Consider the following 23,125-nt stretch of genomic DNA (forward strand, 5'->3'; position numbering starts at 1 on the left):
GCACCCACCCTACCCTGCCAATTTAACAAAACCGCAGGTGTATGTTTTTCAGAACCCACATGGAAATCATTCGCCTGTTGGTATTGCTGTGTGTTTTGTTGCGGCTTTTGGTTATCAAGCCGCAGAATGAGCGTGACGCAATGGAAAGGTGTCGCTGTTCCCTTAGTGGTTTTCGGTATTGCCCGACAGCATCGATCAGTTCTGCAAAGTCGCCATGAGCTGATGAAATTTTTCGCCCTGAACCGCGACGTGGTTTCTTAATGTCCGGGAAGCCAGTTCGGCGTCTCCGGATTCCAGAGCTTCGACGATGATGACATGTTCAGACATCGACTGTTTCATGCGTCCGCGAAGCCGAAGCTGAACGCGCCGATAGGGTTTTAGACGGTTTTGCAGGCGAAGCGCTTCTTTTTCAAGGTAACTATTGGCTGACCCACGATAAATTTCCTGATGAAAAACCTCGTTCTCTGAGTAATATCTCAGGGCGTCCTTTTCATCGATGGCCTGCTGGCATCTGTCATTCGCAGTTTTCAGTCTTGTCAGGCCTTCATCGGTTATTCTGGCCGCCGCAAATCGTCCGCAGGCGGCTTCTAACTCGGCCATTGTTTCGAACATCTCTATCAGTTCGACAGGGCCCGGCTGACGAACAAACACGCCCCGCCTCGGTATTTGTTCGGCCATTCCAGACATCACAAGACGCTGCAGGGCTTCGCGGATTGGTGTGCGTGATACACTGAAATGCTCGGCAAGCCTTATCTCATCAAGGCGTTGACCATCCTTATATTCGCCCTTGAATACGAGCTCCTCCAGTTTATCGGCAATCTTATCGGCGCGCTTTAATTCCATAGTGAACCATTACCAGTCGCACACTTGGCATGCAAGACTGATTATATTGTATACAATATTGTTGACTATGGATGCACGCTGTGAAAAAACAGAGTCGCCGGAACAGAGTCGCCTGTATCGGGCTATAAGGGAGGAAATTATGAAAGCGAAGTTTCTAACAGCGGTGACCGCAGTTGCGATTCTGGGCATGGGAAGCATTTCAAATGCGACCGAATTGCGCCTGTCACATCAATGGTCAAACAAGGATGTGCGCCATCAGGTTGCACAAATGGTTGCGGATGAGGTCGCGGCTGCGGGTGTAGATCTGGACATCAAGATTTTTGGATCAAAGTCGTTGTTCAAACCACGTGAACAGTACCGCCCGCTAAGCCGGGGGCAACTGGATATGACAGTACTGCCTCTTAGCTACGCAGGGGGTCAGCAACCCGCGTTTAACCTGACCCTGATGCCGGGCCTGGTCAAAAACCACGATCACGCTGCGCGTCTGAGCGCTTCACCCTTCATGGAAGCGATCGAGGCAAAGATGGCCGAAGACGATGTCATGGTTCTGGTACACGGCTACCTTGCCGGTGGCTTTGTCGGGAAAGACAAATGCATCACCAAGCCTGCGGATGTGCAAGGCCTTCAGACACGTGCCGCCGGGAAGGCGTTTGAACAAATGCTGGCCGGCGCAGGCGCATCCATTGCTTCGATGGCGTCTTCGGAAATCTACAATGCAATGCAAACAGGTGTCCTGACAGCGGCAAACACGTCGTCGTCGTCTTTTGTATCCTATCGCATCTATGAACAGGTCAAATGCTACACGCCTGCTGGTGATGTCGCCCTTTGGTTCATGTACCAGCCCTTGCTGATGAATAAATCCACGTTCGAGGGGCTGACAGCCGATCAGCAAGCCGCGTTGTTGGCGGCCGCGGACAAGGCCGAAGCCTTCTATCTGGAAGAGGCCAAGAAGCAGGATGCCAACTCGGTCGAAGTGTTCAGAAATGCCGGTGTCGAAATCGCCGAGATGACGCCCGCTGACTTTGAACAGTGGCGCGCGCTTGCCAAAGAAACGTCCTACAAGGCCTTTGTCGCCGATGTCCCGGACGGACAGGCGTTGCTGGACATGGCGCTCGCTGTCGAGTGATCCGCGAAGGGAAGGTAGCGCCGAGGTGCTGCCTTCCTGCCTGCCCCTGCTGATGAACTAAAAGGACAATCGATATGGCTGGCCATAGCTCGGCAGTCGCATCGCGGACTGGTAACAACTGGTTCCTGCGAATTGTGGCTTCTCTTTCTACACTTGCGGGCTGGTGCTCGGCAGCAATGATCGTCGCGGCAGTCGGGATAACCTGTCAGATGATTTTCATACGCTTCGTGCTGAATGGATCGACCGTGTGGCAAACCGAAGCCGTGATCTATCTGGCCATCGCTTCAACTCTGATCGGATTGCCATATGTTCAACGGCTTCGCGGCCACGTGAACGTTGATCTTGTACCCATATCATTGCCCAAGCGGGCCCGGTTTTTCCTGGCGATTCTCACGCTGTCTTTGTCGATTGTGATGGTGGCGGTCATGCTGTGGTACAGCTTTGAGCATTGGCATCTGACATATGAGCGCAATTGGAAATCTGACACCGTCTGGGGTGTCAGGCTGTGGATACCTTATCTGGCCCTGCCCGTCGGATTTGGCCTGTTCCTGCTGCAACTGATCGCAGATCTGATGGCCGTCATTCTGAAAATAGACCAACCCTTCGGTCTGGAGGACGTTTAATGGACCCTCTGCTACTGGGCGCAATAGTCGCCATATCCACAATTCTTGTTTTGTTTTCCGGCGTGTCTGTCGCAATCGGCCTGATGATCGTATCAACCGGGTTTCTGCTGGTTTTCGATGGTTTGCGATCACTTGAACTGCTGCCCGAGATTTTGTTTGGCAAACTTGATAACTTTGCACTTTTGTCTATCCCGATGTTCATCATCATGGGATCAAGCATTGCCTCTACCCGTGCAGGCGCTGACCTTTACGAAGCCCTTGAACGGTGGCTCACCCGTGTACCCGGAGGCCTGGTTATTTCAAACCTCGGGGCCTGCGCGCTTTTTGCAGCAATGTCCGGCTCCAGCCCTGCCACCTGCGCGGCGATTGGCAAGATGGGCATCCCCGAGATGCGCAAGCGCGGGTATCCCGATGGCGTCGCAGCCGGGTCCATCGCGGCGGGTGGCACGCTGGGCATTCTGATTCCACCTTCGGTCACGATGATCGTCTATGGCATTGCCACTGAAACATCGATCGGACGGCTTTTCCTGGCTGGCGTTGTTCCCGGCATGATGCTGGTCTTTCTGTTCATGGCATGGTCGCTTTATTCGACCTGGCGCTCGGGCAATAAAGAACTGCTGTCATCGGGCAATTACAGCTGGAAAGAGCGCTTTGAAATTTTGCCGCGGGTGCTGCCCTTTCTGCTGATCATTCTGGGCGTGCTTTACGCGATGTATGGGGGGGTCGCGACACCCTCAGAAACGGCGGCGGTCGGGGCCCTGTTGTGTTTGATCATTGCTATGGTGATCTACAAGCTCTGGAATCCAAAGGACCTATGGGTCATCCTGCGCGACAGCACCAAAGAAAGCGTGATGATCCTGTTCATCATCGCAGCAGCAGGCGTGTTTTCCTACATGCTGTCCAGCCTATACATTACCCAAGCCATTGCCGAATGGATCGGTACACTGGATGTAAACCGATGGGTGCTGATGGGCGCTATCAACATCTTTTTGCTTATCGCCGGGTTCTTTTTGCCCCCTGTTGCGGTGATCCTGATGGCAGCACCCATCCTGCTGCCAATCATCACTATCGCCGGATTTGATCCGATCTGGTTTGCGGTTGTGCTGACCATCAACATGGAGATCGGCCTGATCTCACCTCCGGTTGGCTTGAATCTGTATGTGATCAACGGCATTGCACCTGACATTTCGCTTAAGACTATCCTTGCGGGGTCACTGCCCTTTGTCGCCTGCATGATACTTGCCATCGTGTTGCTGTGCCTCTTCCCGGGGCTGGCCACCTGGCTGCCCGACACCGTGATGGGGAGCGCATTGTGAGCTTTTTCAGCGGCCTGATATCGACCGTTTTCGAACGGCGCTATCGCTCTGTTTCATCCAGAGAAGCAGACGGAAGAAGTATTGTCGAGTTGTGCGAAGCCCTGCTTGGCAGTCATGGCGAAGTGTCAGGAGCGACGTTGGCACGTAACATTCTGGACCGCTACGCGCAGATGAATCTGGCAGAGAAACAAGCCTTTTTCGAATTTCTGATGGAAAAGCTTGAAATCGTTCCTGAAGAGGTGACGAAAGCACTTCAGGATTACAAGGACAACCCCTCGAAAAAAACCTACCGGGCGTTTGCCGCTGCGTCCGAGCCCAGACGTCAGGAACTGGCGCGACGCCTCAATCAGGTTCCGGGGGCCACCGGGCAGCTTGTCGCGATGCGCAAGGACCTTTTGGCGCTCATGGTGGACCATCCCGGGCTTGAACCTTTGGATGTGGATTTCAAACATCTCTTTGCGTCTTGGTTCAATCGCGGGTTTCTGGTGCTTCGGCCGATTGACTGGGATAGTCCGGCGGGCATTCTGGAAAAAATCATCGCTTACGAGGCCGTCCACGCGATTGATAGCTGGGAAGACCTGCGGCGCAGATTAAAACCTGCGGATCGCAGATGTTTCGGCTTCTTCCATCCTTCGATGGCGGATGAACCTCTTATCTTTGTTGAGGTCGCTCTGATCAACGGAATACCCGGTTCTGTTCAGGCGCTTTTGTCGGACGAGCGAGAAATCCTGAGGGCTGAAGATGCGGATACCGCCGTGTTCTATTCGATCTCAAACTGTCAGGCCGGGCTGGCAGGCATTTCTTTTGGCAATTCACTGATCAAACAGGTTGTTTCTGATCTTTCCGTTGCTTTGCCGGGGCTGTCGACTTTTGTAACCCTGTCACCAGTTCCGGGCCTGAACCGATGGCTGGAAGATAACGATCTGACTCTGCCTGAAAAAGCAGCGGAACAGGCAATTGCAGCGCACTACCTGCTGGAAGCGAAACGCCCCGACGGCATGCCCTACGACCCGGTTGCACGGTTTCACCTTGGCAATGGTGCTATGGTTCATGCCGTCCATGCCGGGGCAGACACATCCGAAAACGGGTTGAAACAATCGAACGGAGCCATGGTCAACTATCTCTACGACCTGCCCCAAATCTCTCAGAATCACGAAAAATTTGTCGGCGAAAAAACAGTGGTGGCCTCGTCCGAGGTGCGAAACCTAAGCGCGTCCGTCAAAACCAGAACGCAGGAGACCGAGAATGCCCAACCCGCTGTACGATAATCTGTTCGGCAAGCACCAAGGTAAGTCCACGGTTTTTCTGCAATTACCTGATGGTTCAACCGTCACCCATGACGCGTTTTTGAAGCTTTCCGCGCAATATGCGAACTTGTTTGTCCAGCTCGGCCTTCAGCCCGGCGACCGGGTCGCGGTTCAGATTGCTAAATCCCCTCAGGCGCTTGGCGTCTATGCTGCCTGTGTTCAGGCGGGGATCATTTTTCTGCCGCTCAACACGGCATACACCGCAGACGAAGTGGCATATTTTGCCGAAAACAGCGGCGCGCGAGTTCTGGTATGCGATCAGGCGCGCGCGCAGAACCTGACCCCCATCGCGAAAGCCACAGGCGCAATTCTTGAAACGCTGAATGCAGATGGCAGCGGATCGTTTTCTGCGCAAGCAGCGGCCATGCCGGACACGTTTTCGACGGTCGACCGCACAGCCGATGACCTTGCTGCATTCTTGTACACCTCCGGAACAACCGGGCGCTCTAAGGGGGCGATGCTTACACAGGAAAACCTGTTGTCCAATGCACAGGTTCTGGCGCGGGAATGGCGGTTCTCGCCGGATGATGTACTGCTTCACGCGTTACCGATTTTTCATACCCACGGCTTGTTTGTAGCAACCAACATCACCCTTGTCGTCGGCGGCAAGATGCTTTTCATGCCCAAGTTTGATCTGGACTTGATTATTGATCTGATGCCACAGGCGACCACGATGATGGGCGTCCCCACCTTCTATACAAGATTGCTGGGCGACCCGCGATTTAACCGCGAACTTGCCCGTCACATGCGGCTGTTTGTGTCCGGTAGCGCCCCGCTTTTGGCGGAAACCCATATCCAGTTCGAAAAGCGCACCGGGCACCGCATCCTGGAACGTTATGGCATGACCGAAACCAACATGAACACGTCAAACCCTTATGAGGGCGAACGCCGTGCAGGCACTGTTGGGTTCCCGCTTTCGGGTATTGAAGTCAGAATTACTGACAGCTCTTCTGGCGAAATTCTGCCGCAAGGCGACATCGGTCAAATTGAGGTGCGCGGGCCAAACGTCTTCAAGGGTTATTGGCAAATGCCTGAAAAAACCGCCGAAGAACTGCGTGAGAACGGTTTTTTTATCACGGGTGACCTGGGAAGCTTTGACCAAGATGGATATTTACACATCGTCGGTCGAAACAAAGACCTTATCATCTCGGGCGGCTACAATATTTATCCGAAAGAAATCGAATTACTGCTGGATGACGAGGCAGGCGTATTGGAAAGCGCCGTCATAGGCGTGCCGCATCCGGATTTCGGCGAGGCCGTCGTCGGCATTCTGGTGGCTGAAGACAATTCTGACCTTGATCTGGATGCGATCAAATCAAACATCGGCAAGTCTCTGGCCCGTTTCAAGCAACCTCAAAAACTGATCGTACTTCCCGAGCTTCCGCGAAACACAATGGGCAAAGTTCAGAAAAAAGGATTACGCGAGCAGTTTGCCGACTTGTTCAACAATTCGTGACCTGTGCGGTTCCGGTTTCTATCGGCAACCGGCCATGAAACGATTTTAACGCGGGTGTTGTTCTCACAAATTTTCCGCAGACCAATGTTGGGTATTTACTCATTTTTAAAGGTTCGGGCGCCTCTATCGGCGCACCGAGCCCGAATATGGCAGTGTTGCAACGTCCATTGACAGCAACTTACAAAGCCCCGCAACGCCCCTTTATTTAAGCCCAAAAACTGCGCTCAGCAGCTGATGTAAAAGCGGGAATTTAGTTCATACGGTCAACTCTTGCCACAAGGTTAGCCGATAAATGTCATGAACTCACCACAATCTTGCAGACAATAATGTTCTGTAGAGTCTTTTGTTTCGCGTTTTTGGTTACCTGAACGAAATCGAACCGTCTGGATCGAAAAATGACAACTGACATGGAATTCAAGAACAGTGACCTGCCCCACCACACGCTGTTGTTGAGAGATCAATACTGCATTGAAAGTAAACTGGTCCAAGGCGGTTTTGGTATAACATACATGGCGCGCGACAGCCTGGATCGGCAAGTGGTGATCAAGGAATGTTTCCCATCGCAGTTTTGCTGCCGGGACGGCGTTACGGTGCGGGCGCAATCGGCAGATTTGAAAGAAACATTTTCGTCGATTTTACGGCAATTCCAGTATGAGGCACGGCGGCTTGCTGCATTGAGCCATCCGAATATCGTCGGCGTTCATCAGGTATTCGAGGAAAACGGCACGGCCTATATGGCTATGGAATTTGTTGATGGTGTTGATTTGACAACAATTTCCGAAGTCGAACCAGAAAGGTTTCAACCGGATGCGTTGCATTACATGCTCACTCAGGCGTTAGGCGCAATTAAGTACACTCATGATCAGGGATTCCTGCATGGTGATATCGCGCCCGACAATTTCCTGCTTGGTGCTGAAGACTACTTGACGTTGATTGATTTTGGCGCAGCGGATGAAAAACGCAAAATCCAAAACAGCGGGCGGTTCAAAATTCTGGCTGTCAAAGAGGGATTTTCACCGCACGAATACTACACAGATAACGAATGCCAAGATGCGTCAAGCGATCTATATTCACTGGCTGCAACCTTTTACTATCTAATCACCGGCGCCCCACCGCCCGACGGTAAGGACCGGTTTGCTGCAATCACAAATAACGCAACCGACCCCTACCAAAATCTGGCACAAGGGGCCTGGGGACTGGATAACCGTTTACTTGCATCGATTGATCAGGCGTTGGCCGTATTGCAAAAAGACCGGATTCAATCAGCGGATGAATGGCTCGACCTGTTGAACGGCTGCGAAAACGCGAGCAGCGTTTCTGTAATTGCGCCATCCAGTGTCATTTCCGAAATTGCGGATGACGCGATTTGCCAGCTGGTCAGTGCGACGAATACACAACTGACCCCGGGATTGCCGGAAGTTCTTAAGCGGCAGATGGAAGACCAGTCAGGGCCCGAGAAGCAGAAAAATAAGCCAACCAAGGTAAAGCAGTGGGTCGATATTTTTGGCAATCCGATCAAGGACGTTGACGCGTTTTTGCGTGAACAGGATCGACAGGCAAGAAAGAACCCGTCGGGCGCGGCTTCGGCAAGTTCAAAGCTGGTGGTTCAAATCCCACCAGTGCAGGCCGATAACGGCGATGAAAAACAGCGAAGGTCCGTCATTGGGAAAATGTTTGGAAGTATCCTGCCCAAGAAAAGATCGACCAACCCAGCTATTATCCAGACATAAAGGAAACAGACATGAAGTTCATCCGAGACATCATCGCCGAAAAAAGACGGAACGTCGCTAGCGATGCGCAGGAAGACCCCGGTCAGCGTTTTCCCCCGGTTGGCGATCTGAATGAAAGTTCGCAAACAAGCCATCACGTCCTTGATGAAAACCAGGCACCTGACGCTGAGGAATCGGCAGGTTCAGTGGCTTCAGCACATAGCGAAACTAACGGTATGGACGTCCCGGACAAGGTGACTTCAGACCTGTCTGACACAACTCTTCAAACCGATTTGGCAACCGAAGAACAATCAAAAAACGAAATGTATCGCGAGTTATCGTCGATTGACTGTTTTCACCTTAACGATGACCCGGCAGAAAAGGACGAAACCGAAAGCCGTCGCCAAAAAATGGTTGAAAAATTGGTTCAGCCAAAAGCCGAGGAAGACGACGACGAAGGGTTTATCCCGGATGAGCCAAGCGATCTGAAATTTGGGTACGCGGTTGAAGTTGGTGCAGTGGCGCAGGATCTAAAGCAAATCATTAACCCGTATACCGACGACAACGATCAGAACCACGACGAAGAAGTGGCTGAAGAGGCACAAACCGCATCACACGATGACGCAGTGCCCAAGCCGCAAGGTGCTGAAAACGACTACAGTCACGCCATCGCTTCCGCAATCTCTGGGCAAAACGCAACCCCAGCCCCGATTCAGGAAGAAACGGTCAGCCAGCCCATGGTAAATACGCCCGATCCCGCGCCGCGCGAAGTTGCGCAGGTTACTGGCACTCAAAATGCAGAAAACGATCAGGCTTCAGTGGCCCCGGATGGGCTGATGCCTGAACAGGAAAACGCAGCACCGACGCCTAATGCGCCGGTCAGTGTTCCGCAACCCGCCCCTGGGCGGGCCATGGGTCGGTCTGGCAGGGTGAAGACCCGTCTTTTGGGCTTCACCGGACCGGATTCGTCGGGATCGGACCCGTTTGCAAAACAAACTAAGAACACCCCCCCGGCCTACTCCAACTTTCCAGTGGGCTGGCTGGTCGTCGTCGATGGCCCCGGTCGCGGTGCGGCTTTCACACTTTTCAGTGGTGTTAGTCAAATCGGGCGCGGGCCGGATCAGACGGTTCGGCTGGATTTCGGCGACAACAGCATTTCCCGCGAGAACCATGCTGCAATCGCCTATGACTCCGAGCAGAAGAAATTCTACCTTGGCCATGGCGGAAAGGCCAACCTTGTGCGCCTAAACAACCGCCCTGTCCTAAGCACCGAAGAGCTGGAAACCGACCACCAAATCCGTATTGGCGAAACGGTTTTACGCTTTATCGGGCTTTGTGGACAAGACTTCTGTTGGGACCAGCACGAACAAGGTGTTTTGCAACATGCCTCCAACGGTTGATCTGGTCTATGATGCAGCCTGGGCGCTAAGCCCGGGCCGCCGCGAGCAGCAGGAAGATTCCGTTGTGGCGGACTTTCCGGTTGGCTCTGGTCTGGGTTTTGCTGTTCTTGCCGATGGCATGGGCGGGCATGCCGCAGGGGATGTCGCAAGCAAGATCGTGGTGACAGAAGTCTTTAGCGAATTAAAGATGCTGTCCAATGATCCGGAAATGCTTGAAGAAAACATTCAAGTGGCACTTCGCCAGGCCGTGTTGGGCGCAAACTTTTGCGTCGAGCAATTTGCCAAACAGAACCCAGAGGCCAGTGGCATGGGCGCCACTCTTGTAGCGCCGGTCCTGTTTGATGACCGCCTGTATTGGATTTCAGTCGGAGATTCACCGCTTTTCCTGTTCCGCGACGGGCATCTGTCACAGATAAACGAGAACCATTCATGGGCCGCGAAAATCGATCTGATGTGCAGCCAAGGCCTGATTGACCGCGACGAGGCAGCACGTCATCCGGACCGTCAATGTCTAACGTCGGCCCTGGCCGGCCATGAAATCCCACACATGGATTGCAGCGAGACGCCACTTTTCCTGAAGTGCGGGGATATCGTGATTGCCGCAAGTGATGGCCTGCAATTTTTGGCCGATGCGCAGATCGAGCAGATCCTGAAAGATCATAGCGACCGGCCAAGCGCCGAGATCAGCGCCGTTCTATTAAGGAACCTGAAAGATCTTGATCATCCTGAGCAAGACAATGTTTCCATGTGCATTATCAAGATGAACCAACTTGGCGATACGGCATCGATTGCTGCCAAGCCATCCTCCGAGCCTGTGGCAGAACGCCGGCAAGAAGACGAGCAAAGAGTGAAATCTCTGACAGTGCTTGTCCGTAAAAGTAAGCCGAGCGAATGCACGACTTACTGCGTTTCGCAAAAGGAAAGAGCGTGACACAGTTGCAGGAAAATATCGATGTAGCCGATCAATTGGAACTCGCTCTTGGCGGCGGCAGGATCCCTTCGAAGTACCACCAATGGGGGGCTCATCTTCTGACGCATTTGCGCAGGCCAATTCAGATTGCCTTTGTCGGCCACCCCAAAAGTGGAAAATCAAGCCTTATCAGCATGATGATTGGCCGACAGGACATACCGACGCTGGGAAAGATTGCGACGGTCGAGATTGTTCATGGTCCGCAGAAACATATCTCTCTCGAACACGCGGACGGGTCTGTCGAGCATCATGACTGGCTGTCTGACGAAGTACCACTATCCGACAGCATCGTTCGCGCCCGCCTTGAATTACCCGAAAAAGCGCTACTTAACCGGTCTTTTACAAAACTCCGCCTTTCCGGATCCCCGTTACGGCAGGAAAACCTTTTGCGACATGTAGCCCAATCTGCAGCTATTCTTGTGTATTGCAGTGAGGAATTCGGGGAGTCTGAGCAAAGAATTTGGGCCAATGCGCCCGAAGAAATCAAAGATCACAGCTTTCTTGCGCTGACTATGGCCGACCGGCAGATAATGAAGGGGCGCCTCAACCAGCGGATCTCGCAGTTGGAAAGTGTCGTTTCCGAAGAGTTTTTGGGCCTTTACCCGATCGCCACCCTCCAGGCGATCGCGGCCCGCTCTGACAGTGTGACGATTCGGCCAGACCTGTGGACATCAAGTGGCGGCAAGGATTTCCACGATGCGCTGGAGCACCAGATTGATCGCGGCCGGATGGAAGATCTGGACAAGGCGGGCATGCTGTTAGCGCAGTTCGCCGCGGACCTGCCCGGGCAGAGACCCGACCAGAAATTTGTCGCACCACGGCCTGAACAGAACCAAATCACGGCAGCAGAACCTCAAGCTGCAGTATCGCAAGTGGCCGAGCATGAGGCAGCGGAAGTGCTGAAAGAGACGTTGAACATGCTGCAGAAATGCGCAGACGACATGCTGCAAGACATTCCTGAAATGAGCGAGCCCAATCCGTCGCAAATCATCGAAAAATGCGCCCGGATCATTGGTGACCTGTCGCACACTCTGGCACATGCTGATTGCGGTAATCCGGTGATCAAGAGCATTCAGGAAGATGCGCGGGAAGGCGAAGAGATGATGTTGCTGCTTCAACTCGAAAAGGGTGAAGACGCGGCAAGCGATGCTGTTGTTTTGTTAATGCAACTGAAAAAGGAGATTTCAAAGAACCTATGCGGCTGAACCCTGGCGATATCGGGACTGTTGCCACTTCACACCGCAAGGCGATCACAAACCGTCAAGAGCCTCGTGAGCTGATTGAGCTTGCGGTGCTTTCGCCGTTGCAAAGACCAAAACACAGTCGACTTAAATCCGGGTATAAGAGACATGAACATCGAAACCAACCACACGCCTGCAACCGAAATCCGTGCCTCGGCCCGCCCAACAAATCTGACCTCGGGGCTGGAAGGTTTGGTCGATTTTGCAGAAGCCTCCACCAAGCTTGAAGCTGATCTGAAATCGCTCAGCGATATGACCGGTGACGGCACCACCCGGGTGGTCGACCGCTTGCGAAAGTCATTGGCCGACTTTGAACCGACGATTACGATTTTGGGACAGGTTAAATCAGGTAAAACATCGCTGGTGAATGCGATGACCGGCTGGGCAGATCTTTTGCCCTCGGATGTGAATCCCTGGACAACCGTCGTTACATCGTTGCACCTCAAGCCTGGAACCAAACCTGCCAGCACCGGGGCGCGTTTCAGGTTCATGACGGAAGAAGAATGGGACAGGCTTTCTTCGAAGGGCGGACGGATCGGAGAACTTGCAAGCCGCGCCGGAGCTGAAAGCGAACTGCAGAAAATCTCAGAGCAGATTGAAAGCGTGCGCGAGAAAGCGCGTAACAGGCTGGGCCGGAAGTTTGAACTGCTTCTTGGTGAAGAGCACGAATACGGGTACTTCGATAAAAACCTTCTTGAACGCTACATTTGCTTGGGCGATGATTTCGATACCCAAGACGCCCCTGACGACACCGCGGATCAGGGCAGGTTTGCTGATATTACACGTTCTGCTGATCTGTATCTGAACTGCCTGACAGTTCCTTGTGGCCTGTGCCTCAGGGACACGCCCGGTGTGAACGATACCTTCATGATGCGCGAGCAAATAACGGTTCAAGCCATCCGGGACAGCCGTATCTGTGTTGTCGTCCTGTCCGCCAGTCAGGCGTTAACAGCCGTGGATATGGGGCTTATCCGGCTGATTTCAAACCTGAAATCCCGCGACGTTCTAATTTTTGTGAACCGAATTGATGAATTGGCAGATCCGGTCACACAGATCCCCGAAATTGAAATGAGCATAAAGAAGACCCTCCGCGACAAAAAGGGCCCGGAAGGGGTTGAGATTGTTTTTGGCAGCGCGTTTTGGGCCAGCAAGGTACTGTCTGGCGATATCGAAAACATTCCCCCTGCAGGAAAAAAAGCCTTGTTCGACTGGGCCGAAGCCAAGCTTGATCCTGAAAAAAGCGAAACTCATCCCCATAATATCCTTTGGGAACTTTCGGGCATCCCGGCACTTTTCAGAGCGATTTCAGATCGTGTGGTCGAAGATCAGGGAAAACCGCTTCTTCAAAAAATTGCAAGTTCAGCTGTGACAATCGCAACCGGCCAAGAGGCCGTCAGGGCGATGCAAATAGGCGGTGCTGAAACAACAGAAACGATGAATATGCAATCAGCGATGGCCGAATTCGATACATTGGTCACGCAACATACAGAGGCCCTTGAGACAGACCTGCAACAAATGATTTCCGGATATCACCAGCGGGCAGACAAGGCCCACGCGACTTTCGTTGAACGAGCGACACAATCCCTGCTTGCGCATCTTGAAGCTTACGGGCCACAGGCTTTGTGGGACTACGACCCGACGGGTCTTCGGATGCTGTTGCGATCAGCGTATTTGGTATTTGGATCCAGGGCCCAGAAATTGGCGAGTGCGCGCTATGAGGCGGCGCTAATTGATGTGGCCGAACTATATTCGCGCGCCTTCGGAGCGGCTGTCGAAGGCATACAGATTGCGGTGCCGCCTGTTCCGGACTTGCCGGCGCCAGTTTCCATAGGTCAGACCATCGCCCTTGATTTCACCGATGGCTGGTGGGTGTCCTGGTGGCAGCGGATCAGGGGATACGATGCGTTTTCCAAACGTTTCCAGCAGCTTATTTCAAGCGAAACCGAAGATTTCATGACCCAAATCAAATCAGTCCAAACCGAGATGATACGCACACAGATAGTATCAACGCTGACCGAGTTCTTTGACGACCAGCGCGACATTCTGTTTGAAATCAGCACCAGACGTGGGAACCAGAACAACCTTCACGAGCTTTTTGTGGACGGCGAAACATCAGAACGCCTGAACAGGATTGAAGGTTTGCTGGAGACGTTCAGATCGTGCGCTGCATAGTACGAAAAAGGAGAGGACCATGAACCAGAACGATGCCAACATCCCCGCTGACACGCCAGACGAGCCTGACCGTAAAATACGTATTGCCCTGATGGGAGAGTTCAGCGCAGGCAAAAGCACGTTGTCCAACCTGTTACTAGGCCGCGATCCCTTGCCGGTTCGGGTTACGGCAACCAGCGTTCCGCCGGTCTGGATATCTTTGGGTGAAGAGGCCGCCACGATGACCCGGCACGACGGTACCGAAGAGCCCCTGAATGTCGAAGATCTTACAAACACCACGCTTGAAGATGCCAAGCTTATCAAGCTGACTCTGCAGTCAGAAATATTGGAATTGTGCGATCTATTGGACATGCCGGGTATTTCGGACCCCAATATGGCGCGTGATACATGGGATGACGTGATAGATCAGGCTGACTGCGTAATCTGGTGTACCCACGCCACACAGGCGTGGCGGCAATCAGAAGCATCTACATGGGCGGAAATCAAAGACCGGACCAATGGCAACAATCTGCTTTTGGTCACTCAGTTCGATAAACTCAAAAGTGAGCGGGATCGGTTCCGTGTGCTTGCGCGTCTTAAAAAAGAAACCGAAGGAGCGTTCCAGGCGCTTTTTCCGGTTTCTCTTATCGAAGCCCTGGGGGCCGAAGGCGATGACAACGCCTGGAAACGCAGTGGCGCCGAGGATTTCACCCGTTACCTGATATCAATGCTGCTGGATCCAAACCCGTTGCGGGATCTGGCGGGCAGTAGCAGCGCACATGTCGAAGGCGAATATGAAAAACAGGGCGAAGCCGCTCCTGAAGATTTTCTTGATAAAAGTGATACAGGACCGGTTTCAATCGACGCCGCGCGAAAGATTGCGGAAAAGACTAGGCTGGCTGAAGCCGATGATGATACAAATACGTCACCGAAGGTGTTGCCAAAACGGATTTCTGCCAAGACCGGGGCGCGTACCCGCGCAAGACCGGTCGGACCATTGGTTTCAGAACCCGGTGCGCCGGGCTTACTTGAGGCAAGCGCACTTGGCGATAACTAAGGGGACCTAAAATGAAGGCCACACGGGGGTCGTGCTTCAACAGCTGTTCGTTTTACCAATTCCATTGGACCAGACAATGACGATTGATGAGGAACTTGATGCACTGCGGAAATCGGCTTTGGGCTGTTCTTTGGTGGCGTTTGGCGATGCAAGAACCAGATTGGTACTTCGTTCAAGCCATGAAAAGGCTTACCACAGGGAGTATCTGGATGAGCTATGCATCCAAGCCGCAAATTGCTTCGAGTTGTTGGACGCCGCTTCGCAGGCAGATAATGACTCTGTACAGGAAAGGTCTTGCGAAGCGGTTGTCCTGACAGCGAGCAATATTAGAATGTTCGTCAGGGCAGAGGATGGCGGGCCAGATTTTCTTTGCTGCGTTTGTGATTTTCCATGTATCTCAGAAAAACTGATGACGACAGCACACAAGACTTTGGGCAGAATTGCGGACAGTTGCTGATGAAACAAAGCCGGCCAGAAATTCCGCAAAAAAATGAAACCGGACAGTCCCGGTTGCGGCATTCTTTGTGGCGTTTTGCAAACACCTGCCGTTCCTCTTCGCAAACGCGTTATTCTTTGCACACTGATCACAAGATTCTGCTGCGGGCCATTCTGGTTGAAATAGACGAAACCATTCTACCACGCGAAATCACGCTGACTGCCGACACTGGCGCCACGGCAGTTCTGACAGTTTCAAACCGCAGGCTTTTGTCGCTTTTTCTAAGTGACGACGAAACGGGCCAAACGGGCGAGCTTCCGTCTGACCCGACGTCTGCCGCCAAGCAATATATTTCAAGACTGCTTTACATGTTTGGCCGTTGTGACGAGGTAGCGCTTGAAGTATCCGAACGCGCACCCGCAAAGCTGGCTGTCGGGTTATCATGTTCGGCACAATCACTTGCCGATGCTGCCGGCCTTTGCGATATTTATGGCCCCTTGAATCCCTCTTTGGATCGATTTTTGCAAGACATCAAGGACATGGCCTGCGCATGGATCGAGCTTGGCCCACCACCAGCTGCGCAAAAAAGTCACGGATCGGAAGGGCTGATCAAAATGCTTGAAAATTTCGAGCGTGCAAGCCTGAACAGGGGGCAGACCCTTGCGCAGGCGCAAAAAATTGGAGGGCAGGAACCGAGCTGTGTCCTGTTGCCCTTGAAGGGTGACAGGTTGCTGACGATGGTAGTTAGCCGAAACACCAAGCTGATCGCACTGACCCAAACAAGCGAAAAACAGGCCATCTGTGACAACTGGTATACCATTACAACTTCGCTGACAGCAGATAGGTTTGGTCAAAAGAAACCGGGGTGAAATCCGCAATTTCTCCCCCTACCCTGCCAGCCCCCTAATACGTCTGCAAATTCCGGAAACTCGAAACCAGCGCCGGGATGATCTGCCCTGCGCGGAAGTTATCGCAGTGTTCTTCGAAATCGCTGATATCGCCAGTGCCGCCCGCCAGATCTTTCTACAAGCCGTTGTTGCCACCGAAGTTCCGATGCATGTCTGTTGTGGCTCAAATGGGCAAAAAACGTAGATTTTTCGACTAGTTTTTCTTCGTTGTCGATTTCTTCTACGACAGCAAAACCGGCCAGCTCCTCATAAATTTCATCTGAAGCAGGCGAACCCGGCTGACGGCCCGGGCCTTTTTGGGCAAACCGTATCTGTTCACGCCGTTTTCCTGGACTGAGCCGCCGTTCTCTCATCGACCGATACGGCGCCATCCGTTCTGGCATTCACGGTCATGCCAGTCTTCAGCTGGTCCAGCCCCGTGCAGCCGACAAGCAATAGAATGCCCCTTTCACGTGCGACAATCGCCATATGGCTCAGCCACCCGCCGACTTCGCTCAACACGCCACCCGAGCGTTGAACCCAGGGCAGCCATGCGGGGCTGATCATGCGGCAGACGATGATATCGCCATCCTTGAAGCCGGAAAATGCGCTGTCATCTATCGCGGTTTCATCCTGCACGACGAATACCCGACCGGTTACATTCTGGCTGCCGGAAACACAGGTTCCTCCCAAAGCTTTGGATTTGGACTGGCCGCGCGCAGGCACTGTTGACGACAGGACCTCGCAGTCGCGTACCTAAAGGGTATTCAGGAGGCGGATGAGCGGTTTACCGGCCGCGCGATCAAGAACATCACCGACGCGGTCAAAGTGCGGGCGATGGACTTTGAACTACCCGATGAGTGGATGGAAAAGCCCGACCTGTTCCTGTTCAAGGATTACGACACCAAGATGGGCATGATCGAAGAGCTACGTCAGCCGATCACGGTGGAGATGGTGATACAGGAAATCAACCGCTACGCCGATTCAGAGTTCCGTTATGCCGACAAATCCGACGAGGTGGCGATTGAAACCGCCGTGCGCGAAATGGGCCGGATGGAAGAGGCCAAGCGGCGGTATCTGGAGGGGAAAGGGTGATCGAATCTGCTTCCTCTAACAATTCAACTGCGCGCAACGCATTTAGAATAGCTGGGTTAATTACTTTAGCGTTTGTGGGCTTCGTCGCCTATTTAATGGCCAGTGAAATCTGCACAAGCAGTTTTGTTTTTTTAAAAAATTGTCAGTCTAGGTGGAGTTACTTTTGGGAGGCTCCCCCTAACGAAATTGGAGATGCTCTAGCGGGTGTTGCCAGCGGACTTGCCCTTATTTGGGTGGTGGCATCGGTGATAATCCAGCGCCTAGAATTATCCTCAACGGTCGATGAACTGCGAGCGAGTAGACAAATAGAAATCAATCGCAACGCACTCAGAGAATATCAAATAGCCTTGGGTGAATTTTCAGATGCATTTTTCTCAGCGACTTCCCCCGAGGTCATGTACGGAGAATGGGCCTATAAACCATTGAACCAAGACCATCTGGAACATGTTGTTATCCGGAGTACACCTGACAGAAAAACAGATGATGACGAGTTCAATCTTGGTGTGGCCTGTGCAATGATAACAAAAAATATCTCGAAAATATTTGGTAACTCAGACGTTTTAACTTCCAAGCCAAGTTTGCACTTAAAACACCAGCAGTTGCTTCTAAGCGTTATGCGGTTAGAGGAACTCAGAAACCGATTGCCATACCGAGAAGCGAACAAGCTAAAAGCAATGAAATTAAACGAGGCCAAAACTCTACTTGAGAAGTTGCTTGCTCAAGACGAGCTGTTTGCTGAGAAAGGCGATGGTAAATGAACCGCCTCATAAAATCCGGTCTGATGTTTGGCAATCTGGTGCATGTCTCCTCGCCGGCGTTGGTCGAACGGTATAACCGTGCGCTCAAGCATCTGACGGGCAAGACCACCCAGCTGACCGATTTCTATATCGACTTCTCGGGCTTTTCGCCTGAAATCGGGTTTGAACTGGATGATACACTCTACCTCAACCATGCGGGCGTGAACCGGCAGTTCATCCTGCTGACCACCAATCAGAAAACCGCGCCGCTGCTTGAGGCCAAATTCTCAACCTCGCGGGGTATCCTGCGCCAGTTCATCGAGGAAAACGAAGACGCCCTTTTTGCCCTTACCGCCCGCGATGCCGTGGCCGGGGAACTGGTGAATTCGGTCTATGACATGTCCAGCCCCGCGCGCCTGTTTGATATCCGGCGCATTACCATCGAGGCCGACACCACCGGCGGCGCCATCCGGCAGGCGCAAAAGCTGGATACCAAGGTGGCGCAGTTCCTGAATGATCAGGACGCGTGGTTTGACGATGTGCTGATATCCCAGATGATCACGCTGGCCGGTGAAACCGGCGATGTGGTGCGCAACCCGATCAAGCTGAAGGAAATGAGCTTTGATCAGCGCAACTACTGGACCGATCATTTTGGCGGGATCTATCTGTTTCAGGATGTGGACCACCCGGCCCTGATCACCGGTGGCGACAAGGCCATTCTGAACGATCTGCCGATTGACCATGTGTTTGATCTGTCCGAGCGTAACCGGATCGCCAGGTTTCTGGAACTGAACGATCTGGCCGAACCCATCGTCAAGGCACGGGGCGTCGATGCAGGTGCGATCCTGCGGCAGAAGATGGATTTCATTCTGGTCGATGCGCTGGCGGGTCAGGGCGTGCCAATTGAGGGGCGCTCGCGTACCGATATGCGACGGCTGGCACGTGAACACGCAGGCAAGCTGCCCAAAGAATTCCACGCGCTGGCCGCTTTGGTGAACTGGGCTGAAAACGGTGGCCCGTGGCCCCGCATCACATCGGAGCATCCGGCCTATTTCTATACCTTGCGGGCGGCAGCGCACAAAGACGCAGATCTGATCAACATGCTGCTCAGTCAGCTGACGTCCAAAGATATCCGCCAGCTTTTCATCTGCCACAAGCCGCTTTTCTACGAACTTTACCAACACTGGCCGGACGAGAAAAAAGACTATGTGGTCGAATTTTTGCGCAACGAGTATCAGATCGACAAGGTAGGGGCGCGCAAAGCGCTATTTGGCCGTGAGGCGCCGATGGAAGACATGGTTGCCCGCGTTGGTCCCTGGGGTGCGGTCAGAAAATAGGCCTTAAAATCCGCCGGCCTGTTTATTCCCTTTGGTCACCGTGGCGCGCTGATCTTCCAGCCCCATGGACACCAGTAGCGATGCCGCTTCCTGTTGCTGCTGAAATTCAGCTTTTGAATGCATACCGCGCCAATTGGCCTGAATCAGCGACTGCGCTACCGCACCGCCCAGTGTGGTTCCGGGGCCGGTCACGATGAACAGGTCAGGTGCGAATTCGCGCGCGGCTTGTGAAATTGCTTTGGTAAAGTCATAGGTTTCAACCACTTGATGCCCCAGCGTGTAGGCCCACAGTGCGTGGGAATCTGTGGCGCTTGGCCACCAGACAGCGCCGCGTCCATCAATCAGCGGCAGATTTGGCTGGCCGAACAAATCTGGGCCCATGCGGGCGCGTCCGGCTTCGGCGACAGGGGCCTGCAGGGCTGAATGGAAAGCGGCATGGTTGACCAGCCGCATCGGGAACCGGTCCTGCAGGGGGGGGACTGCTGCCACAAAGGCGGCCAGTCCGGGCTCGTCTCCGGCCAGAACCAGCATGCCGCCAAGATCAATCGAAAGGCTCAGCCTGTGGTCGGCGCGCGCATTGATTTCGGCAACCAGCCCCAAAAGGCTGGCCTTGTTGGCGGGGTTGGGGTGCCAGTTCTCATCGACGAAAGGGTAGATAAGCTGACCACCGATCAGCCGTTCCTGCATCAGCGTTCCCATGGTGTTCACCACCTCGAACCCGGCTTCGGGCGTCAGCGCACCGCCACAGGCCAGCGCCGAATACCAGCCCATCGAATTACCAGTAACCGCCACGACCTCAACCCCGTCGAGGGCGCGGAAATCGGCCAGCATCGCCGCATAGATCAGCGCGGAGGCATTATCGCCCCGCGTATGTGTCGCAACCGAATAGCGCGCGGCGCTGTCCAGATCGGTCAGCGTTGGCTGGCCCGCCTGTTGGCGCCGCTCATCGAACCGGCACATCAGGTCCTTATCTTTGAAGTGACGCCCAAGTATACCCAGATCGGACTTGTTATAGGTGCCCCGCCCGGGGCAGATCACCACAGCAGTTTTCGTCATTTTGCGCCCTCGACAAGGGCCCTGGCCGCGGCGATGATGCTTTCTTTTGAAGGCATGGTTGCCGCATAGGCCGGGCCGGTGGCGATGAAGCTGTCCTGGGCCGTCAGTCGGGCCAACGGCACATCAGTCACCTCGTGAAAATGCGCCACCAGGGCTTCGGCCACGCCGCCGGAATGACGTGTCTCGTCAACGACAAGGATGTTTTTGGCCCCTTTAACTGCCTGCGTCAGCGCCTTTTTCGGCAGAGGTGACAACCAGCGGATATCGATGATCCGGGCAGCTATACCCGCTTTGGCCAGTTCCGGTTCGGCCTGGTGGCTTAGGTAGGTGCCATTGCCGAAACTAACGATGGCCAGATCGTCGCCCTTTCCAGTTATACCGACCTTGCCCAAAGCGATAGATTCAGAAACGTCCGGATAAAAATTCATCCAGCCTCCATCCTTTTCCGCATGCAGGTCTCGCATCGGGTACAGGGCGATCGGTTCCAGGAAAACCACCAGCCGCTGCTCTTCTCGGGCCAGCCTTACGCATTCGCGCAGCATCCGTGCCGCATCCGCCCCGTTTGACGGGCAGGCCAGGATTAATCCGGGGATGTCGCGCAGCACCGCGACCGAATTGTCGTTGTGGAAATGCCCGCCAAAGCCCTTTTGATAGCCCAGCCCGGCAATCCGAAGCACCATCGGGTTGCTGTATTGCCCATCTGAAAAGAACGGCAGCGTCGCCGCCTCCCCACGCAACTGGTCCTCGGCATTGTGCAGATAGGCCAGAAACTGAATTTCGGGCATCGGAATAAATCCGTTTTGCGCCATTCCGATAGCCAGCCCCAGAATTGATTGCTCGTCCAGCAGTGTGTCGATCATGCGGTCAGCGCCAAACCGGGCCTGCAGCTTTTGCGTAACACCGTAGACTCCCCCCTTGCGGCCCACGTCCTCGCCCATCATGACGATCTCACCATGCTCCAGCATCAGGTCGGTCAGCGCCCAGTTGATCAGGCGCGACATGATCTGTGGCTCGGCCATGGCCTTGATGTCCGCGCCAAAGGTGGCCGCGCGGCGCTCGGCAGAGGGGCCGTTGGTAGGCCGGCAGGCCCGCCGGGGCGGAATCAGGCTGGCCATTACATCGCTTGCCGTTTTCAGACGCGGACGCGTGACGGCCTCATCGGCGACGCGGGCCACACGGGCGCAGGTGTCGTTGTAAATCCCCAGTGCGCTGGCAGGATCCAAGGCGCCCGACTGATCCAATAGGCGGACCGAATGTAGCAGCGGATCGTTGGCTTCTTCGGCCTCGACCTCGGCCTTGGGCAAATAGGTTGTCGGCACATCCGCCCCGGCATGGCCATAGAGCCGCACCGTGCGAATATGCAGGAAGGCGGGTTTGCGACAGGTGCGAACATAGTGCGCCGCGGCCTGCGCAACCCGGAAGGTGTCAAAGATGTCCAGCCCGTCGCAGCTAAAATATTTCAGACCGGGGCGGTGTGCGAAACTGGCTGCGATCCAGCCTTTGGGTGTTTTGGTTGAAATGCCAATCCCGTTATCCTCGCAGACAAACAGCAACGGCAATGGCACCGACTGGTACGACGTCCACTGCGCAGTATTGAAAGCCCCCTGCGCTGTCGAGTGGTTGGCCGAAGCATCGCCGAAAGAGCAAAAAACAAGACTGTCATCCGCAAACTCGGCATGTTCGGGGCGATGCCGGCGTGCGGCACCCACCGCATATGCCGCGCCAACAGCCTTGGGAAGATGCGAGGCAATGGTCGAGGTCTGCGGCGGAATGTTCAGCACCTTTGATCCAAGCACCTTGTGGCGCCCGCCGCTGATCGGATCCTCGGAAGACGACGCAAAGGACAGCAGGATATCCCACGCAGGTGACTGGCCCGGCACCTGTGCGCTGCGCGCAATCTGAAACGCTGCGTCACGGTAATGCAGAAAAGCCGTGTCTTCCGGTCTTAGCGCGGCGGCGACGGCCGCCATGCCTTCATGCCCCGATGACCCGATGGTGTAAAATCCCTGACCGGCCTTCTGCATGGCGCGGCTTTGCCGGTCCAACGCCCGGCTCAGGCATTGCGACCGGAATATCGACACCGCAGCGGGCGCGGACAACTGTCCTGATGGCGGCGCCCCTTCGGGCAGATCTCCTGCTGCAACGCGGCGCAGGAAATTCTCGTGAACGATACTGGCCCGGTCCATGATCTGCCCCCTGAAATAACGGCCTTGTCCCGTTTCCTGCGCAACCCGGGTTAAGGCTATGCGCATTGCGGGTGTTTCGATAGATGACGACGGTAATGCTGATCCGTCCACCCAAGGATGTCGCGTGCCAGACCTGCGATGTCCAGAGGCTTGTCTAAATTGTCTGGCTCAAACTACAAAATTGTGCCGGCG

19 protein-coding genes and 1 pseudogene are annotated in these 23,125 nt (G+C 54.1%); 16 read left to right on the forward strand and 4 right to left on the reverse strand.

Annotated features, from left to right (window positions below):
• Positions 1-195: 195 nt before the first annotated feature.
• A complete protein-coding gene (locus PEL8287_RS14095; protein ID WP_085893068.1) occupies positions 196-843 on the reverse strand; it encodes a GntR family transcriptional regulator in 648 nt (215 codons plus the stop codon).
• Positions 844-982: 139 nt separating this feature from the next.
• Here PEL8287_RS14095 and dctP point away from each other — a divergent pair, with 139 nt between their 5' ends.
• The 13 genes from dctP (at position 983) to PEL8287_RS14160 (ending at position 16,504) form a co-directional block, all read left to right on the forward strand.
• Positions 983-1,969 carry a TRAP transporter substrate-binding protein DctP gene (dctP, locus tag PEL8287_RS14100; protein WP_085893069.1) on the forward strand — a complete coding sequence of 329 codons (987 nt, stop codon included), beginning with the start codon at positions 983-985 and terminating at the stop codon, positions 1,967-1,969.
• A gap of 74 nt (positions 1,970-2,043) precedes the next feature.
• Positions 2,044-2,592: a TRAP transporter small permease gene (locus PEL8287_RS14105; RefSeq protein WP_085893070.1), complete on the forward strand. Its 549-nt coding sequence runs from the start codon at positions 2,044-2,046 to the stop codon at positions 2,590-2,592.
• Positions 2,592-3,908 (forward strand): TRAP transporter large permease, encoded by a 1,317-nt coding sequence (locus PEL8287_RS14110; protein ID WP_085893071.1) that lies wholly within the window; start codon positions 2,592-2,594, stop codon positions 3,906-3,908. Before PEL8287_RS14105 ends, PEL8287_RS14110 begins: the two co-directional genes overlap by 1 nt.
• Entirely contained in the window at positions 3,905-5,176 is a 1,272-nt protein-coding gene (locus tag PEL8287_RS14115; RefSeq protein ID WP_085893072.1) for a malonyl-CoA decarboxylase, read from the forward strand. Before PEL8287_RS14110 ends, PEL8287_RS14115 begins: the two co-directional genes overlap by 4 nt.
• Positions 5,154-6,671 (forward strand): malonate--CoA ligase, encoded by a 1,518-nt coding sequence (locus PEL8287_RS14120; protein ID WP_085893073.1) that lies wholly within the window; start codon positions 5,154-5,156, stop codon positions 6,669-6,671. The genes PEL8287_RS14115 and PEL8287_RS14120 overlap by 23 nt, the downstream gene beginning before the upstream one ends.
• Positions 6,672-7,078: 407 nt before the next feature.
• Complete coding sequence (locus PEL8287_RS14125; protein ID WP_176228653.1) at positions 7,079-8,401, forward strand: serine/threonine protein kinase; 1,323 nt, start codon at positions 7,079-7,081, stop codon at positions 8,399-8,401.
• 11 nt (positions 8,402-8,412) lie between these two features.
• Entirely contained in the window at positions 8,413-9,780 is a 1,368-nt protein-coding gene (locus PEL8287_RS14130) for an FHA domain-containing protein (RefSeq protein WP_085893075.1), read from the forward strand.
• Between the two features lie 64 nt (positions 9,781-9,844).
• A complete protein-coding gene (locus PEL8287_RS14135; RefSeq protein WP_176228654.1) occupies positions 9,845-10,711 on the forward strand; it encodes a PP2C family protein-serine/threonine phosphatase in 867 nt (288 codons plus the stop codon).
• On the forward strand, positions 10,708-11,955 hold the full coding sequence (locus PEL8287_RS14140; protein WP_085893077.1) for a GTPase family protein: 1,248 nt from the start codon (positions 10,708-10,710) through the stop codon (positions 11,953-11,955). The genes PEL8287_RS14135 and PEL8287_RS14140 overlap by 4 nt, the downstream gene beginning before the upstream one ends.
• A 144-nt stretch (positions 11,956-12,099) precedes the next feature.
• A complete protein-coding gene (locus tag PEL8287_RS14145) occupies positions 12,100-14,163 on the forward strand; it encodes a dynamin family protein (protein WP_085893078.1) in 2,064 nt (687 codons plus the stop codon).
• Between the two features lie 19 nt (positions 14,164-14,182).
• Complete coding sequence (locus PEL8287_RS14150) at positions 14,183-15,199, forward strand: dynamin family protein (RefSeq protein WP_085893079.1); 1,017 nt, start codon at positions 14,183-14,185, stop codon at positions 15,197-15,199.
• Positions 15,200-15,275: 76 nt separating this feature from the next.
• Positions 15,276-15,656 (forward strand): hypothetical protein, encoded by a 381-nt coding sequence (locus PEL8287_RS14155; RefSeq protein WP_139837813.1) that lies wholly within the window; start codon positions 15,276-15,278, stop codon positions 15,654-15,656.
• Positions 15,657-15,772: 116 nt separating this feature from the next.
• Complete coding sequence (locus PEL8287_RS14160) at positions 15,773-16,504, forward strand: hypothetical protein (RefSeq protein ID WP_139837814.1); 732 nt, start codon at positions 15,773-15,775, stop codon at positions 16,502-16,504.
• Positions 16,505-16,858: 354 nt separating this feature from the next.
• Here PEL8287_RS14160 and PEL8287_RS14170 read toward each other — a convergent pair whose 3' ends face one another.
• Complete coding sequence (locus tag PEL8287_RS14170) at positions 16,859-17,161, reverse strand: PEP-utilizing enzyme (protein WP_235862308.1); 303 nt, start codon at positions 17,159-17,161, stop codon at positions 16,859-16,861.
• 114 nt (positions 17,162-17,275) lie between these two features.
• Here PEL8287_RS14170 and PEL8287_RS14175 point away from each other — a divergent pair.
• The 3 genes and pseudogenes from PEL8287_RS14175 to PEL8287_RS14185 form a co-directional block, all read left to right on the forward strand.
• Positions 17,276-17,617 (forward strand): annotated as a pseudogene (locus PEL8287_RS14175) (AAA family ATPase); the annotation flags it as partial.
• Positions 17,614-18,375 (forward strand): hypothetical protein, encoded by a 762-nt coding sequence (locus tag PEL8287_RS14180; RefSeq protein WP_085893084.1) that lies wholly within the window; start codon positions 17,614-17,616, stop codon positions 18,373-18,375. The pseudogene PEL8287_RS14175 and the gene PEL8287_RS14180, both read left to right, overlap by 4 nt.
• Positions 18,372-19,691, forward strand: coding sequence for a DUF6638 family protein (locus tag PEL8287_RS14185; RefSeq protein ID WP_085893085.1), 1,320 nt, complete (start codon positions 18,372-18,374; stop codon positions 19,689-19,691). The genes PEL8287_RS14180 and PEL8287_RS14185 overlap by 4 nt, the downstream gene beginning before the upstream one ends.
• A gap of 3 nt (positions 19,692-19,694) precedes the next feature.
• Here PEL8287_RS14185 and PEL8287_RS14190 read toward each other — a convergent pair whose 3' ends face one another.
• Positions 19,695-20,747, reverse strand: coding sequence for an ACP S-malonyltransferase (locus PEL8287_RS14190; protein ID WP_085893086.1), 1,053 nt, complete (start codon positions 20,745-20,747; stop codon positions 19,695-19,697).
• A complete protein-coding gene (locus PEL8287_RS14195; protein WP_085893087.1) occupies positions 20,744-22,933 on the reverse strand; it encodes a thiamine pyrophosphate-dependent enzyme in 2,190 nt (729 codons plus the stop codon). Before PEL8287_RS14195 ends, PEL8287_RS14190 begins: the two co-directional genes overlap by 4 nt.
• Between the last annotated feature and the right edge of the window lie 192 nt (positions 22,934-23,125).

It is taken from the genome of Roseovarius litorisediminis (genome assembly GCF_900172295.1).
Lineage (GTDB): Bacteria > Pseudomonadota > Alphaproteobacteria > Rhodobacterales > Rhodobacteraceae > Roseovarius > Roseovarius litorisediminis.

Excerpts from the sequence above, each read along its gene's own strand:
- PEL8287_RS14195 (WP_085893087.1), bottom strand. The coding sequence starts at position 22,933 with ATGGACCGGGCCAGTATCGTTCACGAGAATTTCCTGCGCCGCGTTGCA.
- PEL8287_RS14130 (WP_085893075.1), top strand. The coding sequence starts at position 8,413 with ATGAAGTTCATCCGAGACATCATCGCCGAAAAAAGACGGAACGTCGCT.
- PEL8287_RS14190 (WP_085893086.1), bottom strand. The coding sequence starts at position 20,747 with ATGACGAAAACTGCTGTGGTGATCTGCCCCGGGCGGGGCACCTATAAC.
- PEL8287_RS14125 (WP_176228653.1), top strand. The coding sequence starts at position 7,079 with ATGGAATTCAAGAACAGTGACCTGCCCCACCACACGCTGTTGTTGAGA.
- PEL8287_RS14110 (WP_085893071.1), top strand. The coding sequence starts at position 2,592 with ATGGACCCTCTGCTACTGGGCGCAATAGTCGCCATATCCACAATTCTT.
- PEL8287_RS14120 (WP_085893073.1), top strand. The coding sequence starts at position 5,154 with ATGCCCAACCCGCTGTACGATAATCTGTTCGGCAAGCACCAAGGTAAG.
- PEL8287_RS14145 (WP_085893078.1), top strand. The coding sequence starts at position 12,100 with ATGAACATCGAAACCAACCACACGCCTGCAACCGAAATCCGTGCCTCG.
- PEL8287_RS14105 (WP_085893070.1), top strand. The coding sequence starts at position 2,044 with ATGGCTGGCCATAGCTCGGCAGTCGCATCGCGGACTGGTAACAACTGG.
- PEL8287_RS14095 (WP_085893068.1), bottom strand. The coding sequence starts at position 843 with ATGGAATTAAAGCGCGCCGATAAGATTGCCGATAAACTGGAGGAGCTC.
- PEL8287_RS14185 (WP_085893085.1), top strand. The coding sequence starts at position 18,372 with ATGAACCGCCTCATAAAATCCGGTCTGATGTTTGGCAATCTGGTGCAT.
- PEL8287_RS14150 (WP_085893079.1), top strand. The coding sequence starts at position 14,183 with ATGAACCAGAACGATGCCAACATCCCCGCTGACACGCCAGACGAGCCT.
- dctP (WP_085893069.1), top strand. The coding sequence starts at position 983 with ATGAAAGCGAAGTTTCTAACAGCGGTGACCGCAGTTGCGATTCTGGGC.
- PEL8287_RS14155 (WP_139837813.1), top strand. The coding sequence starts at position 15,276 with ATGACGATTGATGAGGAACTTGATGCACTGCGGAAATCGGCTTTGGGC.